Origin of the sequence: Clostridium senegalense JC122, assembly GCF_000285575.1 — a bacterium.
Classification (GTDB): Bacteria; Bacillota; Clostridia; order Clostridiales; family Clostridiaceae; genus Clostridium_J; species Clostridium_J senegalense.
Genome location: NZ_HE611053.1, coordinates 225,434 through 237,336, shown reverse-complemented (window position 1 = coordinate 237,336; position 11,903 = coordinate 225,434). Strand labels below are relative to the sequence as shown.

13 protein-coding genes are annotated in these 11,903 nt (G+C 23.2%); all 13 read right to left on the bottom strand.

What is annotated here, in order from left to right; all coding sequences use genetic code 11:
• On the bottom strand, window positions 1-212 hold a 212-nt coding region (locus CSGHG_RS23630; RefSeq protein WP_010297067.1), incomplete at its 3' end, for a hypothetical protein.
• Between the two features lie 210 nt (window positions 213-422).
• Window positions 423-1,334 (bottom strand): ABC transporter ATP-binding protein, encoded by a 912-nt coding sequence (locus CSGHG_RS15160; RefSeq protein ID WP_010297065.1) that lies wholly within the window; start codon window positions 1,332-1,334, stop codon window positions 423-425.
• Between the two features lie 310 nt (window positions 1,335-1,644).
• Complete coding sequence (locus CSGHG_RS15155; protein ID WP_010297061.1) at window positions 1,645-1,824, bottom strand: hypothetical protein; 180 nt, start codon at window positions 1,822-1,824, stop codon at window positions 1,645-1,647.
• Between the two features lie 43 nt (window positions 1,825-1,867).
• Window positions 1,868-2,152 (bottom strand): CXXX repeat peptide modification system protein, encoded by a 285-nt coding sequence (locus tag CSGHG_RS22125; protein ID WP_010297058.1) that lies wholly within the window; start codon window positions 2,150-2,152, stop codon window positions 1,868-1,870.
• The gene (locus CSGHG_RS22820; protein WP_147582260.1) at window positions 2,121-3,728 is read right to left on the bottom strand and encodes a CXXX repeat peptide maturase; all 1,608 of its coding nucleotides are present in this window, start codon (window positions 3,726-3,728) and stop codon (window positions 2,121-2,123) included. Before CSGHG_RS22820 ends, CSGHG_RS22125 begins: the two co-directional genes overlap by 32 nt.
• Window positions 3,725-4,228 carry a radical SAM protein gene (locus CSGHG_RS23350; protein WP_147582258.1) on the bottom strand — a complete coding sequence of 168 codons (504 nt, stop codon included), beginning with the start codon at window positions 4,226-4,228 and terminating at the stop codon, window positions 3,725-3,727. Before CSGHG_RS23350 ends, CSGHG_RS22820 begins: the two co-directional genes overlap by 4 nt.
• Window positions 4,229-4,299: 71 nt before the next feature.
• Window positions 4,300-5,961 (bottom strand): ABC transporter ATP-binding protein, encoded by a 1,662-nt coding sequence (locus tag CSGHG_RS15140; RefSeq protein ID WP_010297057.1) that lies wholly within the window; start codon window positions 5,959-5,961, stop codon window positions 4,300-4,302.
• Between the two features lie 199 nt (window positions 5,962-6,160).
• Window positions 6,161-6,676 carry a hypothetical protein gene (locus CSGHG_RS15135; RefSeq protein WP_010297055.1) on the bottom strand — a complete coding sequence of 172 codons (516 nt, stop codon included), beginning with the start codon at window positions 6,674-6,676 and terminating at the stop codon, window positions 6,161-6,163.
• 202 nt (window positions 6,677-6,878) lie between these two features.
• Entirely contained in the window at window positions 6,879-7,157 is a 279-nt protein-coding gene (locus CSGHG_RS15130; RefSeq protein WP_010297051.1) for a hypothetical protein, read from the bottom strand.
• 81 nt (window positions 7,158-7,238) lie between these two features.
• Window positions 7,239-8,315: a 4Fe-4S binding protein gene (locus CSGHG_RS15125; protein ID WP_010297047.1), complete on the bottom strand. Its 1,077-nt coding sequence runs from the start codon at window positions 8,313-8,315 to the stop codon at window positions 7,239-7,241.
• A gap of 41 nt (window positions 8,316-8,356) precedes the next feature.
• Window positions 8,357-9,568 carry an amidohydrolase family protein gene (locus tag CSGHG_RS15120; protein ID WP_010297043.1) on the bottom strand — a complete coding sequence of 404 codons (1,212 nt, stop codon included), beginning with the start codon at window positions 9,566-9,568 and terminating at the stop codon, window positions 8,357-8,359.
• Window positions 9,569-10,074: 506 nt separating this feature from the next.
• Entirely contained in the window at window positions 10,075-10,917 is an 843-nt protein-coding gene (locus CSGHG_RS22115) for a tetratricopeptide repeat protein (protein ID WP_010297041.1), read from the bottom strand.
• A 41-nt stretch (window positions 10,918-10,958) separates the two neighbouring features.
• A complete protein-coding gene (locus tag CSGHG_RS15105) occupies window positions 10,959-11,534 on the bottom strand; it encodes a tetratricopeptide repeat protein (RefSeq protein WP_010297037.1) in 576 nt (191 codons plus the stop codon).
• Window positions 11,535-11,903 lie beyond the last annotated feature (369 nt).

The following is an 11,903-nucleotide window of genomic DNA, read 5'->3' as shown; positions in this document are numbered from 1 at the left end:
AATAAATATTTATTAATTTTAATTTTTCCATTATTTTCTTCAATTTGATTATAATCTAATGCTATTTTTGCGCTATCTATACCTTCTTTTAAAAATTTATTTTCTTCCTCCAACTTAATTTTCCAATTATAATTAGGATTTTTAATCTCTTCTTCTAATTCTTCATTTTCTTTTTCAACAACTTTTATCTTTTGCTCATAACTTCTTTTCATATCTTCACTTAAATTTTCATCTTGTGCCTTTACTCTATAATCTACTAAAAGTTTTTCATTGTTTTTATTTTTATCTCTGGTTTTTCATTTTGTGTATTTTTGTAAAGTCCTACTCCACTAAAAACTAACATAATAATTAGAGAGAGTATAAAAATAATATTATTTTTTACTTTTTACTAATTTATAAATTTCTACTTTTAGTAATTTCAATTATTTCACTCCTTCTGTAATTTCCATAAACCTATTTTCAAGATTTTGTTTAACTTTATAAACATCATATATGTCTATATCATTTAAAGTTAAAGTTTTTATTACATTTGGAAATGAATCTTTATTACACGTTAAGGCTAATAAATTATCTTTAGCTTCTATAGTATCTATAAAGTCTAATTCTTTTAAAATATTCTTTGCTTTTTCTATTTCAGATACTTTTATGTTTATATGCTCTTTATTATCGCTTTTTAAATTATTGATACTTTCAATGGAAACAATCTTTCCTTTATCTATAAAAGCAACTTTACTGCAAAGCTGTTCTACTTCAGCTAAAATATGAGAAGATACCAAAACAGCTGTATTAAATTCACTTACAACATCCTTTACTATTTTTCTAAAATCAACAATTCCTGATGGATCTAATCCATTGGTAGGTTCATCTAATATTAGAAGCTTAGGATTTGGAAGTAAAGCTTGACCAAGCCCTAATCTTTGCTTCATGCCTAAAGAATATTTTTTAACTTTATCATCAATTCTATCTTTAAGTCCAATTATTTCAATAACTTCATCAATACGTTTTTTATCAACATTTCCATAAAGCTTAGCAAAAATATTTAAATTTTGCCTTCCAGTAAAATCTCCATACATATCTGGATTTTCAACAATTGCACCAACAGAATCCATTGCATGTACAAATTGTTTTTGTATGTCAAAACCATTAATTAAAATGTTCCCTTTGTCTGGCTTTATAAGCCCTGTAACCATCCTAATAGTAGTAGTTTTACCTGCACCATTAGGACCTAAAAAACCATAAATTTCTCCTTCTTTCACATCAAAACTTACACCTTTTATTATGTCTACTTTACCGTATTTTTTATAAACATTATCTAAAACCAAAACTGAACTCATGATATCCCCCTTAAATTTAATTCATAATAACTACTTATAGAATATTTATGTAAATATATTATTTTATATAAAAATATCAATATAATATATTGTAAATAATATATTATATTTAGATCTCTATGCTACTATATGTTAAACTATTATTCTCATATTAGATATACTAGCAAATGTACGTTGTAAAAGCTTTCAAAAGTGATTTATATAACTTCTAATATTATACATAATATGTAGCATTTTAGAAAAACATACTAAAATGCTACATAAATAAATTACTTAACTTTTACAATTTATATAACTTTATATAGTTAATTTAAAGTTGTTTCCATAATATACCAGTACATGTATTGGCACAATTTGCACAATATTTTACACATGAAAATTCACAGTTTTGTTGACAATATCCAGAACAATTCTTTGAGCATTCAGAAACGCAATCAGCTACAAATGGTTGTGCACCAGATTGGTTTATTTTTGATAAAAAGTTTTCCATAGTAATACCTCCATCCAAAAATTGTAATTAAAGTTAAGTAATATTATTCTTTAATTAAAACTGTATTGTCATTAAAATTTAAAATTAAATTTTCACTAGAATCTACTTTCCAATTATATTTTTTTATTAATTCGTTCCAATTTTTCTCATAATTAATTTCTTCATTTAAAAAGTCTAATTTTATTGATTTTATTAATGAATTTTTTTCTTCTTTATTATCAACATAATCTTCAACTGAATAACTTAATTCTTTTAAAGCAAGCATTTTTTCATAAATTACTAAAATCTTATTTTTTTCATAAGTTTCTATATATCCCATTACTTTCATTCCATTTAACCTCCAAAAATTTAGTGATTTTGCATTGCAATTTCTCTTTCCATTTTTCCAATAATACATTGCTCATCACTTGGTGTGTTACATTCATAAGTTGTTTTTTATTTTTAAAAGTACATCTTTTACAATGGTATACATCACATTTTTCACATTGAGGAAAATGTAAGCTATCATACAACTTTAGTTCCTTTTTATTTATATTTTCTATTCCATCATCTAAGCTACCTATATAATTCATTTCATCATCATAGTAAAATGCAGGACATACATATATTTTACCATTTGGTGCTAATGTAAATGTATGTTTACCACTGTCACAACTACAAGGTTTTTTCAAATTCAAAATATCTGTTGCAATATTAATTTCTAGATTTTTATCGTTTTTATTACTTATAATATCTTGTATCATATTTAATTGAGTTTTATATTTAGTTAAACTTTCTTTATCAAGTAATTCTTTATCCCTAATAATTAAGTTTATTCTATTTGAATAATTACTCAAAAAATCTATATTTGAACATATATTATCTATATATTCTTTATCAACTATATATATGCAATTAAATATTTTCTTTATATTTTCTTTTGAAAAATTATTTTTATATATAATAATATCATCTTTTTCTATTAATTTTTCATAATTATCAATAATTTGTATAAAAGGTATTTTATTTTCATTAAAAAAATCTATATTGATTTCTCTATTTTTTCCCATTAATACGGGAATGAATCCATTATTAATTGCCATTTTTATAGCTTTATCGAACATTTCCTGGCTCATAAGATTTCTTGTTCCTTTTGGTAAATTGTTATGATAATCACAAAAAGCATCTATAGAATCATCTAAAATTATTTGCAAATATTTTTTGCTATCTTTAAGTCGATATAATTTTCTTAATGATATTTCTCCAGTTTTTTTCTCATACTTGTCCCAAAATTTTTTGTTTGATTTGACGGTAGCCTTATGCATTTTACAATTGAAAGTTGCTCTATCATAAATACTGTCATTTTTAGAATTATCATAATTGAACCCAGTACACCACGCGCATCCTGTTGCAACCTCACATTTCAAACATTCTTCATTACTTATATATTTAGACTTAAGTGTTAAAAAAGGCTTTAATAAAGTTGTATTTATACCATTATTTATATCACCTATCTTCCTACCTTTTTTATTATTCATAGAAAAGTCTAAAAATCTTATACAAGGAAAAAAGTTTCCTTCACAATCTATAGCTATCATTTTTCCTGCCCCACAAAAATTTCTATCTAAATCTTCTTCTTTAAGTGGAAATCCTATAGAATAATCAAAAAATCTTACAGAATAATCTTTCCATAATTCATTTTCTAATATATATTCACCTAGTTCATCAAGTTGTTCTTCTAAAATTATATCATCACCATCATGCCATATATCTTCAAAAACCACGTTAGCTGCAACATCTTTTATACCTAAGTTCCATAAACTTATAATACTATCCTTTAAATAAGGTATATCTTCATGCGTAAATGTTGCCTTTGTACTTGATCCTGGAAATTGTTTAAGCCACAAATTAATATTTCTTTTCACATCATCATATGATCCTTTTCCATTAGGATATATTCTTTGTTGATCATGTTTTTTTTATTTCCATCAATACTTATTCCCATAGACACATGATTTTTGTTTTTTTCTAAATAACCTTGTACTTTTTTTGTACCATAAAGTATGCCATTAGTTGAAAAACTAAATCTATATGCCTCAAACCAAGGATGCTTTTTTATATACATTTGTATTTTTATATAATCACAAATTTTATCAATTAAATCCATCTCTAATAATGGTTCTCCGCCTATAAATTCCCATACAACTGCCTCTTCATCAAAGAGTTCTCTATTATTCAAAAAATAATCCACACATTTTTTAGCCATATCAAATGTCATTTTTTTCTTTTTATTTTTACCAACCATATAGCAATATTTACAACATAGGTTACAATCTTCTGTAACACATAATGTTATATTTTTAGTTTTTCTTCCATTTCCCTCCCATGAATCTGCAAATTTTCCCATAGAGATATTATTATTCATGTAAATCTCTCCTTCTAGATAATATTTTTATTTTTTATAAATTTTAGATTATTGTACTATCATTAGATATCTTAATTCATTGTTATAATATTATTGGATATATTAATAAGATCTTTATCATGTGTTATCATTATGATAGTTTTATCTAAACTTAATTTTTTAACAATTTTCTTTATTATAATTTTAGATTCATCGTCTAATGAAGATGTGATCTCATCTAAAATTATAATTGGAGTGTTTCTTGCTAAACATAAAGCTAAAGCTAATCTCTGGCGTTGTCCACCTGACAAATTATTACAATTCTCTTTTATAACTGTATTATACCCTTCTTTTAAATTTTGTATATAATCATTTAATTTTACATAATTACACAATTCAATTATTTTATCGTCATTAATGTTTTTATTAATCAATTTAAAATTTTCTTTTATTGTCAAATTAAATATATAAATTTGTTGATGAACTACTGATATTAGATTTCTAATAGATTTTTCATTTAGCTCATTTAGTTTAATATTATTAATTAATATATTTCCAGAACTAATATTATATAGTTTTAATAATAAATTTATAATAGTTGTTTTTCCTGAACCATTTTTCCCAACTATTACATTTAAACATTTCGATTTCATTTTACAATTAAAATCATTTAATATATACGTTTTATTATCATAAGAGAAATAAACATTTTGAAAAATTATATTTGCTTTTTTATTTTTTATTTTTTGTCCAAATTTTTCACATTCCCAATTTTCATTATTATTTATTAAGTCAAAAATTCTTTCTAAAGATACTAAAGATTTTTGTATAGTAGCATTAAGTTGAAGGATATTGTTTAAATCTTCTGAAAATTGTTTGGAATAAGATGTAAATGCTACAAAATATTGAATTGTTAAATTTCCTCTAATTATAAGATATAATCCAAATATATTTAAAATAAAATTATTACTTATGTTTATAATTTTTATTATAAAGTAAGCAAAATTATGAAATTTTGAAATTTTATTTTTGTCTTGATTTAAAATTAAAGATATATTGTTAAATTTCTCAAAATTTTTATATTTTATATTATTTGTTTTTATATATTTTATTCCTAACAGCGATTGTTGTATAAAATTAAAATATATATCTTGAATTTTACTTAGAGATTTATTTTTTTCTCTTAACTCCTTGCCAAATCTTAACATTAATATATAATTTATAGGAAATTGAATAAGTATTATTATTGATAGCTTTAAATTAATTTTTAAAATAATAATAGATAATATAAGTACTCTTATTATACTAATTAATGTATTTATAAATTCATTTGTAATTATATTTGCTAATATATTTACATCACCTTGTAATCTTGATATAAATTCACCTATACCAACCTTATCAAAAACTTTCATAGACAAATTAAGTATACTGTTGTACATGTCATTTTTTACATCTAATATAATTTTATTATTTAAAGTAATTTCCAAATAAGACTTTAATGATGTTATAAAACTTTCTATAATTTGTATGAATAATGCCAATATAAGAAAATAATATATATCATTAAATTGTTGTAATGACACTTTTTCAATAATTTTACCTGCTATTAATGGTTGTATTATTCCTAATAATATCATAAAAATCATAGAAAATATTATACTTAAAAAATGTATTTTAAATTTTTTTAAATATTTAAATGTATTTTTAATTAATTTAACATCTCTTTTAGATATTACATTTTTTATTCTCATGTTAAACCTCTTTTTATCTAGATTTTATTTGAATTATTTTACATAAAATATAATAACATACATTAATTGAAATATATTATTTTTCCGAAAAAATTAATTCTTATTTTACATTCTGTTAATATTAATTATTTATATTTCATTTTCAAATATTCAAAAACCTGTACTCATTATAATTAACAAGTACAGGTTTTTTTATTTCTTATGCTATTTCTTTTTTTATATTATTTTCTACCTTTTTCTCAAGTTTTAAGGCTTTAAGTACTGGTATTGTTATAATTCCATCTACTATATGATGAATAATTGTACCTACCCCTACAATTATTAATGCATCTTTAAAACTAAATCCAAAAGGCATTACAATTAACGCTTCTAAAACACCGTGTAATGGTGCAGTAAATAAAACCACTTTTTTAAAACTATAATTTTTATCAACTAATTTAGCACCTAAAAACCCTACAGCAACATGCATAAATGCTCGTGCTGCTACTACAGGATCCGGAAATGCAAATAAAAACCCTATTGAAGATCCTAGTCCCACAATTGATGCAACGGATATTCCTAAAAACATAGATAAAAACATTGGAACATGTGATGCTAATGTTGCACTAAAAGGTGGTATATAAACCCTTAAAGTTGAACCAAATACCAGTGGAATTATAATAGCAATTGCCATAAGCAATGATGCTTGAACCATTTTCTTTACATCTAATTTCATATTTATTTCCCCCATCTATATTGATATATACTACTGTATATACAGTAGTATATATCAATATAGATTTTTTGTAAATATTTATTTGTAATCAATAAATTTTCACTTAGATAAATCACTTTTTTAATTTAAAACATAAAAAGCAGTTTTGCAATAAAGTTTAAACTCCATTTTAAAACTGCTTTCAAAATTTATATAATAATTTTTAAATACTAATTTCTTTAAATTCTACATGAATTGAATTATGAAGTGTAACATGCCTTTCAACATTTTGTATTTTAGTGTTTATGTTTTCGCCTTCAACATTTAAAACTATATTACTATAGTCGCCAAAACGGCTTAAAAATTTATCCATATCTGAACATTTAATAGCTATAGGTATTTGAGAGTTATCATTTCTTATAATAATTCCCATTGTTTCTCCATTATTTATAAACTTTTTTCCCTTTAACTTTAGGTCTCTCATTTTTGCTTCTAATATCATAGTATTCCCCCTTTTATATTATATAAGTTTTTTATATTTTATTTATGATTATTAATTAATATTACTTTTTTATTTTAATTCTTAAAACACCCCAGTTATCGCTTTTTGAGGACATCTACTTTCACAAAGACCACATGAAAAACATAAAGACTTATTAAATATAGGATATTTATTTATTGTTATTGCAAAACAAGGACACACCTTTTCGCAAATCTTACATGAAATACATTTATTGTTATTTACCATAGGGTAGCTTGAAGCAAATTTTACTCCTTTTTTCAACCTTGTATTTTTAACTTCTTCAACTGAACTAAAACCATATTTTTCAAGTGTCGTTGGTAATTCTTTTAATATTTCTTTATATAGTTCTCTACCATGTATCATTGCAGAGGAACTCATTTGTACAGCATCTGCTCCACATAATAAAAACTCTATTACATCTTCTGCTGATGATACTCCACCTGAACCAATTATAGTAAAGTCTTTGAAGTTTTCTCTTATTAGATTTATTGTTGCTAATGCAAAGGGTTTTACAATTGGACCTGAAACATAACTTTCGCCCTTTTCATTACCAAACTTTACAGCTCTTTCATTTAAATCTATTACCATAGCTGGTCCTAATGAATGTACTGCTACTATTCCATTTGCACCATTTATTTTTATTATTTTTACAAACTCTAATAAATTCCTTATATAATTATTAATTTTGATAAATATAGGTTTTGTGGTAGTTTTCTTTGCCAATTTTACTATTTCTCCAACTTCCTTTAAAGCAATGTTGTAATCTAAGGAAATTTCAAAACCATCAGCATATTTATCTAGTTTGGAAATTAGAACTATAATATCTTCCTTGTTATAACCAATACTAATTATTAAAGGTTCCTTCAAAAAACTTTTTATATTAGGTAAAAAATCTTCAGTCCATTTTTCATGAGAATATTCAGACCAAAGATTTAAATTTAATACTTTGTTATTGCCTCCATATATGCAAGGTTTAGGTACCATTGCACCTTTTATACCTATAGTTTTTGTAACCATTGCACCTAATCCAAAAGATGCTAAAATATTTATTTTATTATCATCGCTAACTAAAGGCCCTGATGCAGGCATAAGTGGATTTTTAAGTTTCAATTGCCCAATAGTTGCACTTAAATCCATTTAAAACTCCTCCATTTATAAAATATTACATTAAGTTTCTTTTAATTTCTAACCTTTAAAGATTCTTCATATAACTTTTCATTTTCATAAAGAACTTTATAGTCTTTCATTAAAAATTTTCCATCACATATAACATCTTTTGGATAAAAACTATCAAATACTGCATAGAATATATAATTTAAAATATTTTCTTCATCTAATGGTACTATTTCTTTATACGGAGTTATAATTAAATCACTCTTATAATTTTTTTCTATTTTACCTATTTTTATATTAAGTATTCTATTTGCATATTCATAATTATTTTTTATAACTTTTACTAAATCATTTAATGTAAAACTATTAGAACTATTATATTTGCTTCTCATAGTATAAACTAAGTTTGAAAAGTCTCTTGTAATGTTAGCACTTAATCCATCTGTTCCAATTATGCAAGGAATATTATATTTTTCAAACATAGAATAATTAAAAGATGCTAATCCTTTGTTCATATTAGATGTTGGAGTTACAGCTACATATATATTTTTTTCATTTAATAATTGAGCTTCTCTATCACTAACATATACACAATGAGCAAGTAATGAATTATCTGTTAGTAAATCCAAATCATTTAATCGCTCAATTATTCTTTTTTCATATTTAGACATACAATCTGCTACATCATCTATAGTTTCAGCTATATGAATATGGATAGGTGCATGGTTTTTATATCTCTCAATTTTTTTCAAAGTTTCATCACTTAAATTCATAGATGAATTTAATCCAAATAATCCAGTATAATTTTCACTAGAATTAGCTAAAAAATCTATATTTTCTTTTATGCAGTTATCAATATTTAAATCTTCACTAGTACTAAAAGAGAATATACCTCTTAATGACAAACTATCACATATAGCTTTTTTTAATTCATTTAAGGTTCCTAAACTATTACATTCTTCACCGCTGTGATCTATAATTGTTGTAACACCATTTTTTATACACTCAATTCCAAACATTAATCCATTATAATAACAACCTTTATTTTTAAATTCATTCCATATGCTTAGTTCTTTTGAAATTTCTGGTAAAATATGTGTATGTCCATTTACCAATCCAGGCATTACTATAGAATTTTTACAATCTATAATTTCTATATCATCTCTATTAAAATTAGTCATATTCCCAACTTCAATTATTTTGTCATCAAAAATAACATATCCATTTTCTATAAAGTTATTAAAATCATATATTTTAGCATTAATAATTGCTTTCATTTTAAATCACCTCAATAAAAGTTTTACATATCCTATTTTAATTTTACATTTCTATTTATATGACTGAGTATCAATTAATATTTAATTAACTTTAAATTTAACAAGTTAAAATTTAAACTTTTTCTTATATATAGTTATAAGTTGGCTTTTTAAATTATCCATTTCAAAATTTGGATGCCTAAAATAGTAAGACATGCTCAGAACCACTTAGAATTCAACACTGCATCTTGTTTCCCTATATTAATCATCATTATTTATTATATTAAATAAATTTATAGCTTTTTTAGTCATTTCATTTACTAATTGTTTATCATAAACATGTCTTTTTATATTAAGTATTTTAAAACTATTCAATATATGATTTATTACCTGTCTATATTCATCCTTAATATATGAATCTAAGGATATTTTTAAAAAATATATACTGTTTTCTCCTCTTATAATATATATTTCTCTTGTCTTTCCTATAGTATTTTCCTTTGTAAATGATAATGCATCATTATCATTTATTTTAAATTTTTTATATTATCTACTCCCATACCTTTCATATATTTTGCTAACTCTAATTTGTTAGAGTATGGAAATTCAACAAAAGTAATCCATAATTTTATATCATTAATTTTATATTTATCACTTTTGCCAATTATTTTTAAATCCTTTTTTTCATCGTCATTATATATAATATCAATATCCCATTCTATTGGTATTTCAATTTTATATTCATTTTTAACAATGTAACTTTTATAAAATTTTGGTGTGAAAATTATGTTTTTATTTAACTTCTCTATTTTTCTTATATCTTTTAAATGATTTTCTGATAATTTACAGCCATTTTCAAAACTATCAATAAAATAATTAGTTGCCATATTTAAATTTTTTTCTACACCTTTTCCATATTTATAACACAATCCTAATTCATATTTAGCATCTTTGTCACCAGATTCAGCAGCCTTTAAAAACCACTTTACAGCTTCTTTGTCATTCTTCTCTACACCTTTTCCATCTTGAAAATTACACGCCACATTAAATTGTGCTTCCATTTTTCCATCTTTTGCAGCACTAAGATAAAAATTAAATGCTTTTTCATAATCTTTTTTAACAGATAACCCTTTGCTATATATAACTCCTAAATTTAATTTTGCCTTTGGATTTCCAAGCGCTGCTGCTTTTTCATACCAATATCTAGATTTTTTATAATCTCTATCTATATTATCAAGCCCAACCCAGTATATAGAACCTAACATCTCATATGCTTCTTCATATCCTAATTCTGCGGCTTTATGAAAATATTCTACTGCTTTTTCATAATCTTTTGAAACACCCAATCCATTTGCATACAATTGTCCCATTTCATAAAAGCTTTTACATTCACCTTTTTCTATTCCATTTTTTATAGATATTTTTTGTTTTTTATGTCAATTATATTTCCATCTTCATCATACAAATTATATAAAAATTCATCTGCAAATTTATAACCATTTATACTAGCTTTTTTTAACCATTTTTCCGCTTCTATATAATCAACTTCTACACCTAATCCTTTATAATAAATTTGTCCTAGATTGCTTTGAGCCTTTACCTCACCACTTTGTGCAGATAATTTAAACCACTTTATTGCTTTTTCATAGTCTTTATATACATTTAAAAAAAGTGCACCTAAATTATTTTGTGCTGAACTATTACCTTTAATTGCAGAAATATAGAAATACTCTTTTGCTTTTTCATAATTAAAGTATTCAAATCTATCATCTAAATGTATTAAACCTAAATAATATGATGCATCTAAAAACCCTAAATTCAAAGCAATTTCTAAAAATTTCTTTGCCTCTTTATAATCATTATTTTTATAATTTAAAATCCCTTTATTTAAAAATTCATTACCATCTTTTTTATTAATATTAATCTTTTTCATTAACATATCTATTTTTTTAAATATTAACTTTGTATTTTTAATATATCTTTTCAATTAAGCGACTCCTTTTATAGATTCCTATATACTATAGTTTAATTTTCAAATTAGTATTATATTACTTTTAATTATAATATTTTGTATTTTTTAGTTTACAATTTTAATTAAATACTTAATTTAAATTATGTAAACTTATTTAGTAAAAATTTTGTCAATTATTATTAAATAATAAAAAATAAGATTATATAAGATAAGTGTAATTAAATCTTATATAATCTTATTTATGTTTTTTATAGATTTATTGGTACATAGCTATCGGTATAATTTGTATACATGGACCATTTATCTTAGTAGCACATAACTTTTCATCTATTATTTCTGGTAAAACTATTCCTTGTTTTTCTAAAATTTCAAAATAAGGTTTCA